This window comes from Clostridium sp., from assembly GCF_050717535.1.
In the GTDB taxonomy this organism is placed as follows: domain Bacteria; phylum Bacillota; class Clostridia; order Clostridiales; family Clostridiaceae; genus Clostridium_AD.
In genome coordinates this window covers 1-21,407 of the sequence record NZ_JBOITM010000027.1, presented here as the reverse complement: position 1 = coordinate 21,407, position 21,407 = coordinate 1, and the positions used below count along the sequence as shown (strand labels likewise).

Annotated in this window: 15 protein-coding genes; 3 read left to right on the top strand and 12 right to left on the bottom strand. The window is 31.3% G+C overall.

The window, feature by feature from the left end; genetic code table 11:
* Positions 1-222: 222 nt before the first annotated feature.
* The 12 genes from ACREVU_RS04795 to ACREVU_RS04740 all read right to left on the bottom strand — a co-directional run bounded on the left by ACREVU_RS04795 (position 223) and on the right by ACREVU_RS04740 (position 16,849).
* Complete coding sequence (locus tag ACREVU_RS04795) at positions 223-3,009, bottom strand: Ig-like domain-containing protein (RefSeq protein ID WP_431550485.1); 2,787 nt, start codon at positions 3,007-3,009, stop codon at positions 223-225.
* A gap of 414 nt (positions 3,010-3,423) precedes the next feature.
* Positions 3,424-3,924: a PilW family protein gene (locus tag ACREVU_RS04790; protein WP_431550484.1), complete on the bottom strand. Its 501-nt coding sequence runs from the start codon at positions 3,922-3,924 to the stop codon at positions 3,424-3,426.
* 14 nt (positions 3,925-3,938) lie between these two features.
* A complete protein-coding gene (locus ACREVU_RS04785; protein WP_431550483.1) occupies positions 3,939-6,188 on the bottom strand; it encodes a DUF2572 family protein in 2,250 nt (749 codons plus the stop codon).
* A 30-nt stretch (positions 6,189-6,218) separates the two neighbouring features.
* Positions 6,219-7,019 carry a prepilin-type N-terminal cleavage/methylation domain-containing protein gene (locus tag ACREVU_RS04780; protein WP_431550482.1) on the bottom strand — a complete coding sequence of 267 codons (801 nt, stop codon included), beginning with the start codon at positions 7,017-7,019 and terminating at the stop codon, positions 6,219-6,221.
* A gap of 16 nt (positions 7,020-7,035) precedes the next feature.
* Positions 7,036-8,295 carry a hypothetical protein gene (locus ACREVU_RS04775; protein ID WP_431550481.1) on the bottom strand — a complete coding sequence of 420 codons (1,260 nt, stop codon included), beginning with the start codon at positions 8,293-8,295 and terminating at the stop codon, positions 7,036-7,038.
* Positions 8,282-8,854, bottom strand: coding sequence for a PilN domain-containing protein (locus tag ACREVU_RS04770; RefSeq protein WP_431550480.1), 573 nt, complete (start codon positions 8,852-8,854; stop codon positions 8,282-8,284). Before ACREVU_RS04770 ends, ACREVU_RS04775 begins: the two co-directional genes overlap by 14 nt.
* A 9-nt stretch (positions 8,855-8,863) precedes the next feature.
* Entirely contained in the window at positions 8,864-9,949 is a 1,086-nt protein-coding gene (gene pilM / locus ACREVU_RS04765) for a pilus assembly protein PilM (protein ID WP_431550479.1), read from the bottom strand.
* Positions 9,950-10,391: 442 nt separating this feature from the next.
* Entirely contained in the window at positions 10,392-10,838 is a 447-nt protein-coding gene (locus ACREVU_RS04760; protein ID WP_431550478.1) for a type II secretion system protein, read from the bottom strand.
* A 126-nt stretch (positions 10,839-10,964) separates the two neighbouring features.
* Positions 10,965-12,173: a type II secretion system F family protein gene (locus ACREVU_RS04755; RefSeq protein ID WP_431550477.1), complete on the bottom strand. Its 1,209-nt coding sequence runs from the start codon at positions 12,171-12,173 to the stop codon at positions 10,965-10,967.
* Between the two features lie 13 nt (positions 12,174-12,186).
* Positions 12,187-13,875, bottom strand: a complete 1,689-nt coding sequence (locus tag ACREVU_RS04750; protein WP_431550476.1) for a GspE/PulE family protein — start codon at positions 13,873-13,875, stop codon at positions 12,187-12,189.
* 309 nt (positions 13,876-14,184) lie between these two features.
* The gene (locus ACREVU_RS04745; protein WP_431550475.1) at positions 14,185-15,435 is read right to left on the bottom strand and encodes a DNA polymerase Y family protein; all 1,251 of its coding nucleotides are present in this window, start codon (positions 15,433-15,435) and stop codon (positions 14,185-14,187) included.
* Between the two features lie 241 nt (positions 15,436-15,676).
* Positions 15,677-16,849 carry an NAD(P)-dependent malic enzyme gene (locus tag ACREVU_RS04740; RefSeq protein WP_431550474.1) on the bottom strand — a complete coding sequence of 391 codons (1,173 nt, stop codon included), beginning with the start codon at positions 16,847-16,849 and terminating at the stop codon, positions 15,677-15,679.
* A gap of 181 nt (positions 16,850-17,030) precedes the next feature.
* On the opposite strand from ACREVU_RS04740, the gene ACREVU_RS04735 reads away from it, so the two are divergent.
* The 3 genes from ACREVU_RS04735 (at position 17,031) to nfsA (ending at position 21,073) form a co-directional block, all read left to right on the top strand.
* A complete protein-coding gene (locus ACREVU_RS04735; RefSeq protein WP_431550473.1) occupies positions 17,031-17,594 on the top strand; it encodes a TetR/AcrR family transcriptional regulator in 564 nt (187 codons plus the stop codon).
* A 178-nt stretch (positions 17,595-17,772) separates the two neighbouring features.
* A complete protein-coding gene (gene lon / locus ACREVU_RS04730) occupies positions 17,773-20,160 on the top strand; it encodes an endopeptidase La (protein WP_431550472.1) in 2,388 nt (795 codons plus the stop codon).
* A 175-nt stretch (positions 20,161-20,335) separates the two neighbouring features.
* Entirely contained in the window at positions 20,336-21,073 is a 738-nt protein-coding gene (gene nfsA, locus ACREVU_RS04725; RefSeq protein ID WP_431550471.1) for an oxygen-insensitive NADPH nitroreductase, read from the top strand.
* The last annotated feature ends 334 nt before the right edge of the window (positions 21,074-21,407 follow it).

Here is a 21,407-nt window from a genome sequence, read left to right as displayed (position 1 = left end):
ATTTACTTCAACATATTCTGATGCTACCATTTCTTCATAATCAATATTTTCATATTTACTTGACATTATACTCACCTCAATATAAAATTCTATGTGAGTATGTATATTCGACATAATTTAATAAAATTCTTTTTGTATTTATTACCCTTTTAATGAATTTATTACAAATGTAATTCATTAAAAGGGTTTTTGTATAGTCGGAAGATGAGATATATTAATTTATTATTGTAAAATTGGTAATTTCACCACTTTAATTTTGCAAAAACTTTCTTTACTATTTCCTACTATTATTGAATTAGTTAATATGTCTCCCTCAGTTGCATTTTTATTTACAGTACCTTTATATGCAAGTATAAAATGAGTGCTATCATCCGGCATAGCAATACTAAAAATACCAGATTTACTTGGAACTGCTAAATTGGAAACATAAATGGGCTGACCAGCTCCTACTATTTTATAGAATTTAAAATCTGAAATTGTACATTCATTATCAACTTTGATTTGTATCTTAGCATTTTTAATTGATGTTTTATACTCTACACCAAAGTTTCCACTAAAACCTTTTACTATCAAATACGGTGATTTATCATTAACTACACCATTTAAAAACATTCCATGGTTTATAATACTAATAATAGTTGTATCTACTGTTAAACTAACTTTGTTTGACTCTCCACTTACATTTCCTGCTACATCGCTTTGCGTTGCTTTTATTATATGATCTCCATCCGTTAATGCATCGATTGGAACCAAGCTCCAGTTTCCATCAGAAGCTACTGTTACTGTTCCTATAGAATTTGTACCATCATATACTGTTACTGTTGCCCCTGGTTCCCCTGTTCCTGCAATTGTTGGTTTGTTCTTGTCCGTTGTTGTCTTATCTTTCGGTGTTGTAATTACTGGTGTTGCTGGTTGCATCTTATCTACATTAAAGTTTGTTGTAGTTTGTGTAATATTGTTATAACTGTTAACCACCGTTACACTTACAACATTGTCTCCATCCACAAGATTTCGAGTGTCACAAGTATATTTTCCGTCACTGTCTGTTACTTTATTAGTAAGTATAATGTTTCCATTTACTTTTATTTCTTTAATCGTACTATTGATTTCCGTTTTAATTAAAAAGCTATTTTTAGAATTGTTTGTTTGCTCTGTTATAAACTGTGTTGAAATTAAAGGTACAGTTTCAACAGTTTTTAAATTCTCCTTATCAGAAGCTTCTAGTGATAACGTATATATATTCTTATATATATTGCTTTTAACTGTACTTGTTGGTATAGGCAAAGTATAAGTATACATATTCCCAGTTATAGCATCATTTACATTGTTTTGCGTTGCTATTGATGTACTATCATCTTTTGAAGCTTTTACTACTATATTGGAAGGCTTATCAACTTTAACACTCAAATTGTAATTATCTTTATTAGCTCCATCTGTTAACATAGCCTCCACCATTGGTGGTTTGTTATTGTAAATGTTAATATTTATAGGTGGAAATGATGGTGAGGGACTTACATCTTTGCCATCAATGTCCTTGTAACTAACAAAAGATGTACTATTCCCAGTAGCATTTTTTCCAAGTACATAATCCCCAGTTGCCGTTCCTTTAAGATTCACCCAAAAGGTAATTGGATCTGCCTTGAATATATGATTAACTGTGTCTAATGTATAGTTTATATTACCTATATCTCCTATGATTTTCTGACCATTACTACTATCTATTTTCAATCCATTTGATTTATCAACAATACTTATTCCACTTGGAAAAGTTTCTTCAAGTTTTAATCCATATATAGATAAATCACTTAAAACAGTCTTTGCTATATTTTCATAAACTTGATTTATATCTTCAATTGATTTTGCTTCATAATAATATCCAGCCTGATTATTACTAGCTACATTTGATATATCTGATAATTTATTGCTAGTAGCATCCGTACTAAATGCAATCATAAATGGATTTATATTTAAAGCATTATTTGTTTTATCAGCTCCAACTATTCCCGCAATATACTTTGCATAATCAAATCCGTAATTACCAACATCAGCATTTCCATCTCCATCTGTACTATAACCACTAATGCTATTATCCGCAACACTGATTCTTTGATTCTTATTTGATTTATAACTTCTCAAATTGGGTGTGCCATCTGTAAGTAACACCAAAAATTTCTTCTTATCAGCACTACTACCATCTTTTAACTGCCAATATGCTTTTCTTAACCCATCTCCTATATTAGTACCTCCATTTGGCATAATTGCATCAATATTAGACTTGACAGTACTAAATTCTAATTGACCTAGCAAAAGATTTTCCACATTAGCAGTAGAGGAATAATCAATTAATCCTATTCTTACATTAGAATAATTTTTAAACTTATCTACAAAGCTATTGGCTGCTTCCCTTACAATTTGCATCCTGCTTTTTTCCATTGTATTTACTTGTTTGTAACTTTTTTGTAAATCTAAATAGTACTTTTTATTTTTAAACACTATATACTTTCCAGTACTATCAATTAGGGTCTCATAACTATTACTTTCATAGCTTATATATTGAGTCTTAGAACCCCACCCCCACCAAGAAGAATAAGCATAATAATAAGTACCGTAATAACTTACCTTTCCATTAGAAAACCTAATATATTCTCCATTAGTATCTTCTACATAAGACGTTGTTGTCTTTAAATTAGGATTACCGTAATAATCATGCTCTCCAGCTAAGTTCCAAGCCATACTCCCAGATTTATCAATAACCAATGATATATCCGCTCCATTTTTATGATACAACTCTTCTGGCACTAAACTTTGTGGAATGTCTCTAGGCTGGATCGTGTAATTTACAGTAAACTCTTCGTTTAATCCCCATTGGTTTTTTTCCACAGTCTTGTTTAGGTCTATTTTTGAAGTTGGATTTGAAGTAGTGGCTGCTTGTACACTAGTTGTGATAATCTGAGAACTCATCATTGTTAAAACTAGAAAAAACCCTAGAAATCGTTTTTTTTGTTTCATTTATACTCACTCCCCCTAAAAAATATTTATCAATTAATCTATCAAAATATATATCTTTTTTATCAGTATTTATTTAATGTTCTGCTTACATCACATTAATGCATATTGCTGAACATTATAAGAATTTTCCGCTGAAAAAATCACTCCTTTTTCTCATAATTTCTAAATTGCTAGTGTTTTAATAGAAACTTCTTTTGATTCAGCAGTCTTAATACTAACATTATCTACAACTTCAAGAACCCCATATCCCTCAATAATATTATCAACCATAAAATTAATGGCCTTTTCTCATTGTGCCTACACTTCCACTTCTTTGTTCACAGACGTTAATGCTTTATAATTTGTAAAAAGAATTTTTTAAAATTCCGCTTAGTATAGTTTATGCATTACTTATATTATTTTTACCTAATCAGTCTAATTTCTAAAGTAAATTTGATCTTTTACAATTTTATCTTCATTTTCTTTAATACCTAGTTCAAAAGCAATTTCAATATCTATTCCTATATTTTTTGTTACACCATTATTTGTTATCGTAATCTGATTACAAATAATATATTCAACAAAATTTGCTACTTGGATTGCGGGACTAGCATCTACAGCTAACATTAACTTATGATCTTCTATTCTAAAAACGTAGTCACTCCCTCCATTTTTATATAATACATATCCGGTACTATTTTTTATTTTTCCATCGATATCTTTGTTGATTTCTACATCACTAGATTCCATAGCAACATATGTTATTTTTTCAATAGCTTTTTCAGCTTCTGTCTGAATATCTGTTTCTAAAGACACTTTATTTAAAATTTTATAATTAGTGATAAAGAAGAAATATATAGTACCCATAACTATTGAAAAAATAGCCATAGATATGATAAGCTCTACAAGTGTAAATCCCTTTTTATTTCTATACATTCCTATCACTGCTCCTATTTACTTATTGTCCAATTTTTAAGTGTGATAAGTTTATTCTTTTCTATAAATTTACCACTGTCAATTTCTAATCCATAGGATGAATTAATAACTGTGTCCCATGATGCTTCTACGTTGTTTATATTATCATTAATAAATACATCTTTGAAAAGGTCATTATAATTACTAATTATTAGTTCGCTAATATATTCTCTGTCGTATTTAAGCTTTTTTTCTTCAGAACCCTGGAATGTTAAGTTTCCTCCAACAATTATAGTACCTGTAAAATCCATCTTTCCTTTTATTGTTAAATTTCCAGTTACAATTATTATGCCTTTCTTAGCATCCTTTTCAATAGAGCTAGTAGAACTGAAATCTAAAGTACGATCTCCTTTTTTAATATAAATAAATTCGCCATTTTCCAATTTATTGCTTTCCACTAGTTTACTAATATCTAATTTGCTATCCGTTGAATTATTTCCAAATATATTGTTGGGTCCCTCTGGGTAAGTATCTGTCTTTTCTTCTTCACTATCTAGAATTTTAACCTTAGCTCCCATATTATTAACCATCTTATTAAATTCATTTCTTTTTTCAATTATATACTGTTCTTTATCGATAACGACATGCTGTGGTGTAATTTTCCCATTAGAAACAATTGCACCAGTATTGATTACATTATCAGCATCTAAAGACACTCCGCTAAGAATTAACTCGCTTCCACCTTTAGCTTTATATTCATCATCGTAAGCTTTAAAATAAATACTTTTCTCTTGTGCATATAAAGATCTTTTTTCAGTATTAAGACTTGATGCTACTATCAGTGGTTCAAAATCTTCAAAAGTCACATTGCTTTCATCAAGCTTAACATCATTTGCCCCAACAACATTACCTGTAAGTGGATACATATATGCTCTATAATTTCCCTTTACAGCTACAGATTCACCGGTTTGATATTGACCAGTTTCTCCTGTAAATGAGTTTACATAAGGAATATCAATATAACCAACTCCACTAATAATACTATCCCCTTTAATTGTTAAGGTTGAACTAAGCTTTAAATCTTCATCTGCATCTGCATTAATAATAATAGTACTAGATTTATTTGCTTTTCCAAATGCAACGTTACTCTTTTCACCTAAACTATCCAAACTACCGTCATCAATTCCATAAAAACCACCTTCAATATAAACAGTACTATCATTGGCATTCAATTCCAAATCATCAGTAGTATATACAGATCCACCTTCAGTCTCACCAGAAGCTTTATTAACTGTTAAATTAGTTCCAGTAGACCCATCACTAACAATTACATTTTTAGCAAATATATTCCCATATATGGTATTAACACTCTTTTTGTTTATTGTAAAGTCCTCTGCTGTAGATATGTTTCCTATTATATTTACAGCAGAATTTCCAGCATTAAAATTGATTCCACCATCCTCTTCATTTATTCCTTTAACATATATATCTGCGCCATTTCCTTTCTCTCCTACGGTTAAATCCCCTTCCGTAACGAACATATTTCCATCCACTGCTAAAGCTTTTGTCCAAACCGTATTGGGGATTTTAATAGTATTAGTATCAAATTTGTACACCTGTCCATACTCTGGTACAGATACATCATAAACAGCTCCTATTATTTTTTCTACCCCTTTAACATCCTTAAAACTAGATTTTAAATTTACACTTAATAACTCCGCTACAAAACTCGGCTTATCTCCAACTACAGTAACAACAGGCTTTACTCCCGATAATTTATAACTATAGGCATCCTTTAAAATAACAATGTCTGCGTCGTCATTAAATAGATTAGCTTCAATATATGCCTTGTAATCCGCCTTGAATTCTGCATTTTGTTTTATTTTTAATAAATCAGTGTTAAATACCCCATTTGAATCTACAGTAATAAATTCACTCCCAGGATGCGCAATATCCCACTCTGTTTCATCATTGATTGTTTCGTCTACTTTTGCTATCTGTTTTTCTTTCTCTTTTTCAATTTCTTTGTCCATCTCTTCTTTAGTGAACAGCTCAACCTTTGTATTACTATCATTAATTGCACTATCTATTACACTACCAATAATTTTATAAGACTCATCAATTCCAGCTTCAGAGGCATAGAGATTTTCTTTTATTTGTCCTTTAAGGATCTTAAACTTATAATTAGACAATGTTAACCCTAAAAAGCTTATGCCTAACATACTTAAAATAGAAAAAAGTATTAAAACTATAACCAATGAAGAACCTTTTTTACATCTTCTCATTACCTTATCACATCCCTAGTTTATATAAGTTTAAGAATTTTTTTTATATCCTTTCAATTCCTGAAGTATTTCACCAGTACTTATCTTTTCAACCGTTACTGTAACTTCGTAAAGTCTATATATAGGTCCACTGCTATTAGGTAAATTAGATGGATCAATACTATTATACTCCACGTTCCCAATAATTTTGTTAAATGTAAATGCCGAAGTTGCATATTGTTTTATAAAATGTAGCTTTAACTTCCCGTTATCACTAAAATTTACAATATTCATTTTCAAATTAATATTTGGGAGATAGATTTTCATATCTATTTTGAAATTACTTCCTGTAGTTATAGAAAGTTTATTAACTCCATTTAGCCCGAAATCCAGCTTACTATCATCACATTTAACTTCAACAATTGAATTAATATCAATATCACCCAAATCTTCAAATAAGCCATTGCCATTGTTATACACTCTATTATTTACCCCGTCAATCTTCACCACAATATCTGCATCAGCATCCTCAATAACACTAAACTCATCAACTACTTGTGTTTGAGAAGGTATAAGTAAAGTTTCTGTTATTTTGTAACTACCCTCAGTAGAAATTTTAGTTAACACATTTCCTAATTGACTATAACCAGCAATAATATAATTAGGAGATTTTATTCCCTCCATCGCCTTTTGTGCTAAGGATAAGGCCTGCATCTTTTCATCTGACTTTTTATTTGTTTTTACACTACTTAGGGTTAATGATAAAACAGGACCGATAATTATTGATAGGATGGCTATACTTATAATAATTTCTATTAAAGTAAGACCTTTTTTACTTTTTATAAATTTCATAGTGTCCCCTCATTTACTATCTATTAACCAAAACATTACCTTTTTCTTTTAATATATTAACTCTTGGCTTAACTTTATCATCATTTTGAACATTAACCACAACAGTCTTATCAGTGTCATTAAATATTTTTATATTTGCACCAGCAAGATCCGTGTCCAGTCCTCTCTTTTGCGAAAAAATTTCTAGAGTAATATTTTCTGATGCTAGAACAAATTCATTAACATTCTTATAGTCTTTTGGATATGCCTCGGTGCTTGTTTTATACTTATAATAATACTTGCCGTCCTTTTTACTAAAGTAGAATTCTACTTCCTCCACACCGCTGTTATCTGCATATACATATGAATTTGTGGAATTATCTTCTGCTTTTCCCATTCTTATAGTTGGTAAATCTGAGGTAATAGGTTTTGCACTCATCACAAAATCATTTTTAACCTCAACTTTTTTCTTTGCAGTTACATTAACGGAAGTCACTGCGCCTTCAAAAGGATTCCCCTTCCCACTAGGTTTTTTATAATCCCACTTAAATTCATCATTATCAATAAGCTTAGGAACACCATAAAACTCTAATATAATATTTCCTGATACCTCACTGTCCTCAGCTGCAGCTAGGTTTACATTACTTACAATTATCTTCTTTTCATAATTTTCTACTTGATTTATAAATTTAATAAGTTCATCATACTTGCCCTTAAAGTTAAGTGTAACTTGCATTTTATATGCACCAACTGCCTTTGATTTAGCAGTTTCTGTAGTCGCTTTATCAGTCTTTGTGGTATCTGTAGTATTTGCTTCTGCCTTACTATCAGTTGTTTTTTCACTAACAATATCTTTGTCAGAAGTACCATTAAAGCCACTTACAAGTGTATCTAATTGATTAGTGGTGATTTTGTCTTTTGGAGTAGCAGCTACAGCTTTACTTGTAGTACTCTCACTGCTCACTTCCGAAAAATCTAATATATCTGCTTGAAGATTACTAGCTTTAATCATTTTGTCTAAAACCATTATGATTTTTTCCTGTTCTATGGATGGAAATAGCATATCTGTTTTGTTATAGATTTTAGCATTTAAAATTTTATACTCTTCATTTTGTTTATCTTTTGATGCAATTTTTGCTTTAACCTGTTCCCATTTTTGCGAATAAGTATCTCTACTAGTTTTTAATTCACTTATCTTTTCATTTTGTTTTATGTAAACAAAATTATAAAAACAGTAGCCTAATAACACTATTAATAAAGCTCCAAGCAGCATTTGTTCCCTTTTAGTTACCTTCATTATTATCAACATCCTTTAAAGTACAATTTACACTAAAAGTTAAAGTTTTATTTTCTTCAGATGAAGTATTTATGGTATCAATATGAACATCTTTTACCACATCTAAATTTCTTAAAGTACGTTCAAATACTGCTATAGTTTCTCTATCTTTCCCTTCAGCTTGAAGTTGCATAGTACTGGCATCTAAGGCCATTACTTTATAAAATACACCCTCTGGAACACATGAATTTATTTTATTTATTAGTGCACTACCTACAAAATCACTATTATTTATACCATCACTAATATTTACTACTATGCCATAGTACTGGTTCATTATAGATAATTTTTTTTCTTCACTTTCTATCTCTTTTAGTTTAGCAACATTTTCTTTTAAACTTAAATTTTGCTGTATATCTACTATTTCTGATTTTAGCTTACTTATCTTAAAATAATTAAATGCATAAGTAAAAGTAATGAACAAGACTAAACCTAAAGATAATACAGCAGCATAAAAATATTCTTTTTTAAAATCTTTTCTTCCGCCCTTATAAGGAGCAAAAAAGTTAAAATCCTTCATAAATTTCACCTACCTCAATCTTATTATCGCTCCTATAGCATTTAAATATTTGCTTAATTCCTCATCCATTTTAGATAAATCCACTTTAGATGCCTGTAGTTTAGTACAGTTTACATTGCTCAAGTTTTGTATTTTAGTAACAGGTAAGTTCAATGCATCCTTTATGAAAGTTTCTATACCTTTAATATTTGAACTTCCTCCATAAATATATATCTTGTCTACTTTATTTCCTTGATCCTTATTTTTATAATAGTTAATCATTCGTTCTATTTCTTCAGTCCAATTTCTTACTTGTGCTTTTGCAATATCGTTTACGGTTGAGCTTTGAATATCACTTAAAGAATCTATTTCTAAATTACAATATTTAAGTTTTTGCTGTTCTGCTTCCTCTTCTGATATTGATAATTGCTTAGCAATATCTATATCTATATAAGCGCCACCATAATTAACAATTCTAGTAAACTGAACATTCCCATCTGAAATAATATTTACATTTATAAAATCATATCCTAAATCTATAACCGCAACAGTATCTTCTAAACTGTAATTTTCATCGTTAACTTTTGTATCTTCAATAAATAACTTATTAATGCTATTTGAACTAATATCTAATGCCACTGCATTGCCCTTTAATTCTTTTACTAAGTTATAATATCCCTCTGCCATAATTTTAGGATATACTACTACTGTAACTTTAGCTTGTTTCACACTTTCTTCTTCAAACTCTTCTAATATTTTATATTGCATTATATAATCATCAAACATAATTGGTAAATATCTTTCCATCTGGAACTTAATTATAGAGTTCATATCTTCCTTCTTAGCCACTGGAATATCAATGTCTCTAGTTATAACTAATGAGCTTTTTGTGGTGATAATAATACTTTTACATTTTATACTTTCCTTTTGCAATACTTCTAAAATTTCATTTTTAAATTTAGTTATGTCTAAAATATTCCCATCGTTATAACATCCTACTGGAGTAGTCATAGTAATGGCTTTTTCTATGATAACATTTTTTTTACTCTGAGTTCCTAGAACTATTTTTGTGTCTTTTGAACCTATATCTAGGGATAAGACTTTTGAGTTGAACATTTGTAGTCACCTCTTTTTTAGTTTGTTTAGTTAAAATGTTTAATATATACTTCTAGTTCTTGTTACGTGCCCTGAGGTAGTAACAAGAACTGGAAGTTTTTTTGTTGTTATGACCTATCTTTCGCTCATTTCTCATTTGGTAAATTTTTCCTCTTCCCCCGAGGTGCTAGGAGATGACTGTAAGTCAGCTCCTTGCTATATATCTAGGGATAAGACCTTTGAGTTGAACATTTGTAGTCACCTCTTTTTTAGTTTATTTAGTTAAAATGTTTAATATATACTTCTAGTTCTTGTTACGTGCCCTGAGGCGGTAACAAGAACTGGAAGTTTTTTGTTGTTATAACCTAGCTTTCTCTCATTTCTCATTTGGTAAATTTTTGTTCTTCCCCTGAGGTGATAGGAGATGACTGGAAGTCAACTCCTTGCTATTGTGTGATGACCATTAAGGAAGAGTTGGTGGTGTACTTACACCAGCAGGAGTAATTGTCCATGTCATATTAGCCGCTGTTATTGTTTGATGTGTAGATTGTTGAAATTTTGGAGTTGCTATTAATGGAGACAATACTGTTGCAGCTAACCCACTTGACATATTACCCTCGCCCCAAGTAACTACGCCGCTTGTTACAGCTGCAGTTATAGTTATATTAGTAGTTGCAACCGTGGGTATAAATTGTCCACCTGCTAATGCAGACGATATAGCTGTATCCATTGATGCTAAAGTTGCTAAATCAGATTTAGCTTTTGCACTTTCTTGCATACCAGCAAATCTAGGAATAGCAATAGCCGCCAAAATCCCAATAATCGCAATAACTACAATAAGTTCAATCAACGTAAACCCTTTCCTCTTCTTTTTCTTCATTAAATCCATTTTTACTAAATCCATTTTCATTAATAATTCCCCCTTATAGGTTAAATTTTAAATATATAATAATGACTTAACTACAAAATCTTCATATGACTAATACTTATGATTTCAATGCACATATTTTGTAGTTTTATCATATTAATCAAACTATTACTGAACAGTACTAGACATAGCAAATATCGGCATCATCATTGCAATAACTATAAATCCAATTACAACCCCCATTACAATAATCATAAGTGGCTCTATCATTGTAGTCATTTTTTTCAGTGATGTTTCTAATTCCTCATCATAAAAATTTGCTGTCTTATCTAATATATCGTCGAGTGACCCGGATTCTTCACCTATTTTTATCATAGAGTTCAGCATCATTGGAAATATTGTGGTTTCCCCTATTGCTTCACCTAAAGATACCCCTTTTAGTACTTTTTCTTTAATTGCCTCTAAGGCCTTTTCTGCTACTTTATTTCCAACTACCTTTTGAACTACGTCTAGAGCTTGTACCAAAGATACACCACTAGCAAGTACAGTGGATAGTGTTCTAGTAAATCTAGATACTATTGCCTTTTGTGTAGTATCTTTAATTATTGGTAATTTTAATTTTAGCCCATCTATTGCTAATCTGCCTGCTGGAGTCCTAGCATAAGTTTTCATACCATAAACCGCTCCACCTATAACTGCAATCAAGATATACCATTTGGTCCGTATAAAATCACTTATTCCCATAATTATCCTAGTAGGTGCCGGTAGTGCTACACCTGAGCTTGTAAACATTCCTGTGAATGTGGGCATTATAAAAGTTAAAAGGAAAACTACTATTACTATAGATAACCCACCTAGTACCATTGGATAAACCATTGCACTTTTAAGTTGGTTATTTATTTTGTTTTCTTTTTCAAAATGGTTTGCCATTCTCCCCAATATTACATCTAGATTACCACTGACTTCCCCAGTGTTAATCATATTTATAAGTAAATCGGGAAACACATCGTTATGCTTTGCAAGCGCCTCGGAAAGAGAGATTCCTTTCTGCACATCATCATATGCTTCATTTAAACATTTCTTTAATTTCTTATTTTCAGTTTGTTTTCTTAAAACATCTAATGCATTAGAAATATTCGCACCTGCGTTTATCATGGTGTGAAACTGTCTACAGAAAATGTATAGGTCCTTTGTTTTAACTTTCGCAAAGGATTCAAATAAATCCTGCTGCTCACGTTCTAATACTTCTTTTATTTCTATAGGATAGTAATTATTATCCTCTATCATGGCTAACACTTCATTTTTACTATTAGCTTTAAATGTTCCATCTATTTTCTCACCTTGATGGTTCATAACTTTATACTTAAAAGTAAGCACTTTCTCACCCCCTCTATTCTTTCAAAAATGCTATCTTAACCAATTCTTCTATGGTTGTCATTCCTTTTAAAACTAAATCAATACAGGATGCTTTTAGTGTTTTCATTCCATTTGCTACACTTATATCTCTTATTTCATCTACACTGGCATTACGCATTATATATTCTCTATGTTTGCGAGTTACTTCCATTATTTCGTATACTCCTATTCTTCCTGCATATCCGCTGTTGCCACAATGTCCGCACCCTTTTCCCTTGTGAATCAATACTTCTTCCGCTTCGTGAATGCCTAGGATTTCTTTTTCAAAATCTGATGCTGCGTAAGCTTCACCGCACATAGGGCATATCTTTTTTACAAGTCTTTGAGATATAATTCCTGCTACTGCACTTGCCACTAGGTAAGGTTGAATGTCCATATCTATAAGTCTTACTATGGCTGAAGGTGCATCATTAGTGTGTATTGTGCTTAGCACTATATGTCCTGTTATGGATGCTCTAGTAGCAATTTCTGCTGTTTCGTTGTCCCTTATCTCACCTATCATAACAACATCAGGATCTTGTCTTAAAATTGACCTGAGGCCCGATGCAAAAGTTAGTCCTGCTTTTGCATTTACGTTTACTTGATTTATTCCATCTACTACGTACTCTACAGGGTCTTCTACTGTTATAATGTTCTTACTGTTGTCATTAAGTTCACTTAATAATGTATATAGTGTAGTTGATTTCCCACTACCTGTAGGTCCTGTAACCAAAATTATTCCATATGGAATTTTAAGTATTCTTTCTACTTTTTCTAAGTCATCTTCGTTCATGCCTAATTTTTCTTTACCTACCAAGAAGTTTTCTCTATCTAATACCCGGATTACAACTTTTTCACCATGAATTGTTGGTAGCGTTGATACCCGCAAATCTACCTTCTTATCATCTACAACTGTTAAAATTCTACCATCTTGTGGAATTCTCTTCTCTGCTATATTCAATTCTGCAAGTATTTTTATACGAGTTATAAAAGCATTAAAAATATCTTTGTTGTACTTAGATATTTCTTTTAAGGTACCGTCTATTCTGTATCTTATTTTTATGTGACTTTCAAAAGGCTCTATATGAATATCACTAGCTTTAAGCTTTATTGCATCACTTATTATGGAATCAACTAGTCTCACGGCTGGAGCACTTTTTATGTCATCTAATTGTGCTTTGTTTTCTTCCTTACCTCCATTTACCCCTTGAGCTTTAGATAAATCCTCAGCAGCTTTCTTAGCATTTTGACTAGCATAGTATTTATCAATTGTATCTTTAATATCTTTTGTTGCTGCAATGTATATTTCAACGTCAAAACCTGAAGATATCTTAACATCGTCTATTGCAAATATATTTAGTGGATCAGACATGGCCAACTTTAGTTTATTATCTTCCATACCAAAAGCAACTAAATTATACTTTTTTGAAATACTTACTGGAATTAATTGTGCAACCTTTTGCTCAATATGTTCCATATCTAGATATACTCTATTTATACATAATTGTTGTTCTAGGACTTCTAAAATATCTTCTTCACTTAAAATGCCATCTTCAATAAGAAGCTCTCCTAGCCTTTTACCAGATCCTTGCTGTTTTATAAGCACTTTTTTAAGTTGTTCTGGAGCTATCTTTCTGGATTCTACTAATAAATCTCCTAATCTTTTTTTTGCCATAGTCTTCATTAGTTATGCCCCTTTATCTCTATAATACATATTCTTCCCATTGAATGTTTTTGAATTACTTCTATATAATAACTTCACTTATAATATTTTACCTTTTTCGCCATATTTAATTAATATTATTGTAATACGGTTAACAAATTATTACAACATTTTTTTTAAAATAAACCGCATATTTTTATATATTTTTTACTTATTTTGTATATTCTATTTATTTTTTAATTTCACTTATTTTTCAATTAACTTTCCATTTTTTTTAATGCATTTTTTACATTAAAATTTCATCTCCTTTAACTTTTTTTCTAATGCTGACTATAACATCGCACTCATAAGTGGATAATCTTCTTCTCCTATTCCACCACACATAGCACTTAGGCCTGACTGAAGAAAGCAAGATCTACCAATAGCTTTATCACCATACTTTAGCCTAATTTCGTCCACTGCTTTATTTAACTTTCTATCTTTCTCGTAATCAAAAGTATCAAGTAAGTAGCACTGATAAAAATCATTATCACAAAAATCTGTGATATGGACACCTAAATGCCTTATAGGGTTACCTTTCCATACATTATCAAATAAATAACAGGCCACTTCATATATTCTGCGAGTAGAGTCAGTAGCTACTGGTAATTTCACTTGACGTGAATAAGAGATCATGTCACTTCCCCTTATACTTACTGAAGCCACATTGCAGCAGTTCTGTGAATCTCTTAACCGCATAGCTACTGTTTCACATAGTGATAACAACACTTTATGAGCTGTATCCCTATCTTCCACATCAAAAGCTATAGTAGTAGAATTCCCTATGCCTTTCATTTCAATATAGTTGCTCCTTCTGACTTCTGAAGAGTCTATCCCATTAGCATAATTCCAGATTACTCCTCCATGACTTTTAAATTTATTCTTTAAAATTTCCAAATCATAATTTGCTAATTCTCCAATAGTATTAATATTTAGATTGTGTAATTTAGGTGCTGTGGCTCTGCCTACCATAAACAAATCTTCCACAGGTAATGGCCACATTTTTTTCTTTATTTCACTCGGAAATAAAGTGTGTATTCTATCTGGTTTTTTGAAATCCGAAGCCACTTTTGCTAGTAGCTTATTATTTGATATTCCGATATTCACTGTAAACCCTAGTTCCTGTTTTATTCTATCTTTTATAGTTTCAGCAAGTTCCATATAGTCTGGATATAGATGCTCCATATTAGAAAAGTCTAGAAAACTTTCATCTATACTAAACCTTTGAATTTGTGGAGTGTATTCCTGGAATATTAAATTCATGGCGGAGCTACACTTCATATATAGCCAGTACCTAGGTGGCACTATTACTATACCTGGACATTTTGCTCTAGCATTATATAGTGTTTCACCTGTTTGAATATTAAATTTTTTAGCAGGTATTGATTTGGTTAAAACAATTCCATGCCTACTTTCTTCATCTCCACCTACAACAGATGGTATTTCTCTTAAATCTATTTTCTCCCCATGTTGAAGCCTATAAGCAGCTTCCCAGGATAAATATGCACTGTTAACATCGATATGAAAAATTAATGTATTCATATAATATCACCTTCTCTACAAAGTATATGTTTCTTTTTAGAACATATGTTCGTATTTACTATTATATAACACTTTTTCATATTTTATAAGTAGCTTTAGAAAAATATTTTACAACGCAAAAAAATCTAGCAGCTTTACTTTCTGCTAGATTTTTTTAAATTGACAATTAAGTCCTGATTATTAAATTGTAATTACCGGTTCTCTTCATATATATAATATTCCTAGGCGATCAAATGTTAATTTATATTCTTGCTACACCTGTTTCTCTTGCTGCTTTTGAAATTGCTTCTGCTACTTTTTTAGCTACTCCTCTATCTAATGCACTAGGAATAACATTATTTTCATTTAAATCTTCTTCTTTTATATAATTTGCAATAGCATAGGCTGCTGCTAGTTTCATCTCTTCATTTATTTCCTTTGCTCTCACATCTAAAGCACCTCTGAATAGGCCAGGAAATACAAGCACATTATTCACTTGATTTGGATAATCAGAACGTCCTGATCCAACTACTTTTGCGCCAGCACTTTTAGCTAACTCTGGCATGATTTCTGGAGTTGGATTTGCCATTCCAAAAACTATAGAATCTCTATTCATAGATTTAACCATTTCAGCTGTTACAATATTAGGAGCAGAAACTCCTATAAATACATCTGCACCTACTAAGGCATCACTTAAGTTTCCTTTTATGTTTTCTGGATTAGTTATTTCTGTAAGGGCTGTTTTAGCATCATCAATTTTTTCCATTCCTCTATAAAGAATTCCTACTTTATCACAAGCAATTAAATTCTTCACACCTGAGGAAAGTAAAAGTTTAGAAATAGCAGTCCCAGCTGAACCAGCACCATTTACAACAACTTTTAAATCTGAAAGTTTCTTATTAACAACTTTTGCAGCATTGATTAGTCCTGCAAGCACTACTATTGCCGTTCCATGTTGGTCATCGTGAAATACTGGTATATCTAATAATTTCTTAAGTTTATCTTCTACCTCAAAGCATCTTGGAGCACTAATATCTTCTAAGTTTATTCCACCAAATCCTGGTGAGATAAGCTGCACGGTACGAACAATTTCATCTACATCCTTTGTATCTAAACAGATTGGAAAAGCATCTACATTACCAAACTCCTTAAACAATATAGCCTTGCCTTCCATAACGGGAAGTCCTGCCTTTGGTCCTATGTCGCCAAGTCCTAGAATAGCAGTGCCGTCTGTAACTACTGCAACCATATTTCCTTTAGCCGTATACTTATAAACATCCTCTTCATTTTCGTGAATTTTTCTACAAGGTTCTGCAACGCCAGGTGTATATGCAAGTGCCAAATCCTCATTTGTTTCTATTTTAATTTTTGATGTTACTTCAATTTTACCTATATGTTTTTCATGTAGTTTTAAACTTTCCTTAAAGTAATCCATTTAATCTCGCTCCTTTTGTTAAAGTATTTATCTATTTTAAGTATAACGCTTAATCAGTTAAAACAGTTTAAGTATAACACTAGCAATTATAAGAATAAGTGCTTATATAAAATAAATAATTAAATAATCTATTGACAATAAACGAATGGTCGTTTATTATATAATTATTAGAGGTGATCCAATGAGAAGAAAAGATGACGAAAAGGAAAAGAGCATAAAAGAAGCAGTGATTAAGCTAATATTAGAACAAGGCTTTCATGGTACTTCTATCTCAAAGATTGCAAAAGAAGCAGGGGTCTCCCCCGCTACCGTTTATATTTATTATGAAAATAAAGAGGTAATGCTACGAGATATATATATTGAGTATTCCGAAGAAATTGTAGATTCTTTACTTAGCAAGATTTATGAAGAAATGGATGGACATGAACTAATTGAAATATTAACTAGAGGTTATTATACCTATATACAAGAACATGGTGAAATATTCCATTTTGTAGATCAATTTTCAAGTTGTCCAGCCCTTGCTAATCAGTGTTCCTCACAAAATAAAATAAATGATCTGAACTCACTGCTAGAAGCCATGAAAAAGAGAAGAATAATTAAAAATTATAGAAATGATAATTTGATAGCTATAATCTTTTACCCAATAAAATCTATTGCTATTAAACAATGTATTGGAGAATCTGAACAAGCTTCGCTGCTTGAAGAAATGATTACAATAATTCAAGATGCTCTACTTGTATAAATATAATAATTGCACTATTAAAGCGAGAGAATTTTGTAAAAATGTTAACTATATTAGTAGCATTGTTAATATTTCAGCACCTTAGTCGATGCATTAATTACAGAATATCTCGCTATTAAACAATAAATAATTAAACGAGCATTCACTTATGAATATTATTAAAGAAAGGATGATTAAAATGATGAATATGGATAAAAAAAATAAAGATGGAATGGTAATACCTGTATCGGACATAGTTTTATTACCGGGAATGGCTTACACATTGAAACTAAAAAATATTAGTGAAGAAGAACTAGATAATTTAGCTAAAAAGGAAGAATTTAGTATTGCCTTACCTTTAAAACAAAATTTTAACCAAAGTCAGCTAAAACGTGATGATTTTCATAGTGTTGGTGTTACCTTTAATGTAAGTGGAATTGAAAAAACAGAAAGTGGGTATCAAGTAAAAATTGTAGTGTTAGATAGGGTAGAAATTAAAGACCTCAAATTAGGAAATGGTTTTACTAGTGTAGAATTTGAGCTTGCACCGGACCTTATTGATCTTAATGCAAGCAGTCAAGAAGAAATGCTTGAGTATGTTAAAAAAGTTACTCGCCAGGTTAGTGAAAATTTCAAGGGCTCAGAGCAGTTTATGAAAATAGTAGAGGACCAAAAGGATTTAAATAAACTCATGGGTCATCTTGCTCAATTTATGCCCCTTTCAAATGAAGAAAAATATGAATTAATTGAAACTCAATCATTAAAAGATAGATGCCTTAAGTTTATGGATTACCTGTTAAAACAGAAAGAATCTCTAAAACTACAATTTGAGATGGCAGAAAAATTCACTGAAAAAGCTAATAAAAATTATAGAGAGTCAGCACTCAGAGAGCAATTGAAAGCTATCCAAAGTGAACTAAATGAAGGAAAAAGTCCAGGCTCTAAAAAAGACAAGGATTATGCAAATAGGATTGAACAGGCTCAAATGCCAGATGAGATAAAAAGTGCTGCTTTAGAGGAACTTGAAAAATTAGAAAGTCAAAATGAAGGTAGCGCTGAATATAATGTTATCCGTAACTATTTAGATTTACTCGTAACTCTTCCTTGGAAAAAGGCTGAGACTAAACCTATTAATCTAGGCGAGGCTAGACGTATATTAGATCAGCAGCATTATGGTCTTGAAAAAGTTAAGGATAGAATAATACAACATTTAGCAGTTATGAAACTTAAAAATGATAAAAAAGGTTCTATTTTATTACTAGTTGGACCTCCTGGTACTGGCAAGACAAGTTTAGGAAAGAGTATCGCTGAGGCTCTTGATAGAAAATATATACGACTTAGTTTAGGTGGAATACGCGACGAAGCTGAAATTCGCGGTCATAGAAGAACTTATATAGGTGCAATGCCAGGAAGAATTATTCAAAGTATTAAAAAGGCAGGAGAAATAAACCCAGTTATGGTTTTGGACGAAGTGGACAAACTAATGACAGGCTACAATGGAGATCCAGCCAGTGCACTACTTGAAGTATTAGATCCAGAACAAAATAATACTTTTACTGATCATTATTTGGATTTACCTTATGATTTGTCTGAGGTGTTCTTTGTAGCAACAGCTAACTCCCTAGACAACATTCCTAGACCTCTACTAGATAGAATGGAAATAATACAAATATCAAGTTATACTATGAATGAAAAATTCCATATAGGTAAAAACCACTTGATACCTTCAGTACTTGAAGAACATGGATTAACCAATGACCAATTAGTTATTGAAGATGAAGCATTACAAAAAATAATTAGTGAGTATACTCTAGAAGCTGGAGTTCGTGGACTTAAAAAGCAAATAGCTACTTTAGCTAGAGTTACCTCTGAGAAAATTGTAACAAATACTGTAGAATTACCATTTAAAGTTACCGTGAATGAACTAGATGATTTACTTGGGAGAAAAGTATCAAGCCATGATAAGGCTCAAGTAGACAACCCACCAGGAGTAGTTACAGGTCTTGCATGGACATCTGTAGGTGGAGAAATACTTTTCATTGAAGCTACAGACATGCTAGGAACTGGACAAGTTATCTTAACTGGACAATTAGGCGATGTTATGAAAGAATCTGCAAAGATTTCACTAAGTCTACTTAAGTCAAGGTTACCAATTAATACTATTAACTTTAAGGAAAGAGATCTTCATATTCATGTTCCATCAGGCTCTACTCCTAAAGATGGCCCATCAGCTGGAATTACCTTATTCACTGCACTTGCATCCCTTGTTACAGGCATAAAAGTGGATTCAAAGCTTGCAATGACTGGAGAAATAACATTAAGAGGAGCAGTACTCCCAATAGGAGGACTTAAGGAGAAATTACTAGGAGCTCAAAGAGCTGGAATAACAAAAATACTAATTCCAAAAGATAATTTAATTGACCTAAAAGATGTGCCTGAAGAAATTAAAAATCAATTGACTATAAAAACAGTAGAGACTGTAGAGGATGTACTTCGAGAGACTTTAGGAATATCCTTACCTAGGATAGAACATGTATTTAATCCTAATATATCTATGGATGGAACTTTAAGTTTAAAGCAAATTTAAGACATATGTTTAAAAATCACTATATTGTTCTTAACACAAAAATCTACCACTGATTTTTTATAGTGGTAGATTTTTCATACATATCTTCTGGAATATTGATTTTATTTCCATTAGTTTGTAGTCTATTATTGAAATAAGTAAATACTTCTAAATTTGATTTAAGGTGGTAGGTAATATGAATGAAACAGTAAATTTATTAAAAGCTCACAAATCCATAAGAAAATATAAAGATCAGCCTGTTGAAGATGAAAAAATAAAGACCATTATAGAGTGTGCACAAAGTGCCTCAACTTCTAGTTTTATTCAAGCTTATACAATTATAAGTGTAGTAGATAAATCTAAGAGAAAAGCTATAGCACATCTTGCAGGAGATCAAAGTTATGTGGAAGAATGTCCATTATTTTTAATCTTTTGTGCAGATTTAAAGCGAATTAAAACATCTTGTGAACTAAACTATAAAACTATGTCAGAAGGATACACTGAAACTTTTATTGTAGCAACTATAGATGCTACTCTAGCTGCCCAAAATGCCTTAATTGCTGCTGAATCATTGGGACTAGGTGGAGTTTACATAGGTGGTATAAGAAACAACCCCTCAGAAATCAGTAAGCTTTTAAACATACCTTCTGGAGTATATCCTGTATTTGGAATGTGTCTTGGTTATCCAGATCAAGCCCCAGATGTAAAAACAAGGTTACCACTAGACGTAATATTTAAAACCGATGAGTACAATACAGATGGTGATGCTGAAAAGATAGAAAAATATGATGCAGAAATTAGTGCATATTATGAAAAGAGAACTCAGGGAAAAAGATCGGACACATGGACAAGTCAACTAGCTGGACTAATGGATAAACCTCAAAGACCACATATGAAAGACTTTTTAGAAGGACAAGGCTTTAAAATGAAATAAAAGAAAAAAAGTATATATTACTATTAATGCATTCACTTCGCTAAGAACTACTAATTTTATTTTTAATTAATCTGCTAAAAAATATAAACTCGCTGCCTCGCTCAAACATATATTTTTCTTAACGCATATCAATTAAAAATAAAATAAGAAGTTCTAAAGCTCGCTTCAATGCATTATACGTAATATATACTTTTTTTTGCGTGTAAAAACCCCCGGCAGGCTGTGCGAGAATTAGATTTTAGATATAATCCGCAGCTGAATTAGAAATTTAAAATTTTATTGTAACTATTTTTCTTGATATAAAGCAAAAAAAGCACCTATATTAGGCTGCTTT

Excerpts from the sequence above, each read along its gene's own strand:
- ACREVU_RS04770 (WP_431550480.1), bottom strand. The coding sequence starts at position 8,854 with ATGAAGGATTTTAACTTTTTTGCTCCTTATAAGGGCGGAAGAAAAGAT.
- ACREVU_RS04760 (WP_431550478.1), bottom strand. The coding sequence starts at position 10,838 with ATGAAAATGGATTTAGTAAAAATGGATTTAATGAAGAAAAAGAAGAGG.
- ACREVU_RS04750 (WP_431550476.1), bottom strand. The coding sequence starts at position 13,875 with ATGAAGACTATGGCAAAAAAAAGATTAGGAGATTTATTAGTAGAATCC.
- nfsA (WP_431550471.1), top strand. The coding sequence starts at position 20,336 with ATGAATGAAACAGTAAATTTATTAAAAGCTCACAAATCCATAAGAAAA.
- ACREVU_RS04795 (WP_431550485.1), bottom strand. The coding sequence starts at position 3,009 with ATGAAACAAAAAAAACGATTTCTAGGGTTTTTTCTAGTTTTAACAATG.
- lon (WP_431550472.1), top strand. The coding sequence starts at position 17,773 with ATGATGAATATGGATAAAAAAAATAAAGATGGAATGGTAATACCTGTA.
- ACREVU_RS04775 (WP_431550481.1), bottom strand. The coding sequence starts at position 8,295 with ATGAAGGTAACTAAAAGGGAACAAATGCTGCTTGGAGCTTTATTAATA.
- ACREVU_RS04740 (WP_431550474.1), bottom strand. The coding sequence starts at position 16,849 with ATGGATTACTTTAAGGAAAGTTTAAAACTACATGAAAAACATATAGGT.
- ACREVU_RS04735 (WP_431550473.1), top strand. The coding sequence starts at position 17,031 with ATGAGAAGAAAAGATGACGAAAAGGAAAAGAGCATAAAAGAAGCAGTG.
- pilM (WP_431550479.1), bottom strand. The coding sequence starts at position 9,949 with ATGTTCAACTCAAAAGTCTTATCCCTAGATATAGGTTCAAAAGACACA.
- ACREVU_RS04780 (WP_431550482.1), bottom strand. The coding sequence starts at position 7,019 with ATGAAATTTATAAAAAGTAAAAAAGGTCTTACTTTAATAGAAATTATT.
- ACREVU_RS04790 (WP_431550484.1), bottom strand. The coding sequence starts at position 3,924 with ATGTATAGAAATAAAAAGGGATTTACACTTGTAGAGCTTATCATATCT.
- ACREVU_RS04745 (WP_431550475.1), bottom strand. The coding sequence starts at position 15,435 with ATGAATACATTAATTTTTCATATCGATGTTAACAGTGCATATTTATCC.
- ACREVU_RS04785 (WP_431550483.1), bottom strand. The coding sequence starts at position 6,188 with ATGAGAAGATGTAAAAAAGGTTCTTCATTGGTTATAGTTTTAATACTT.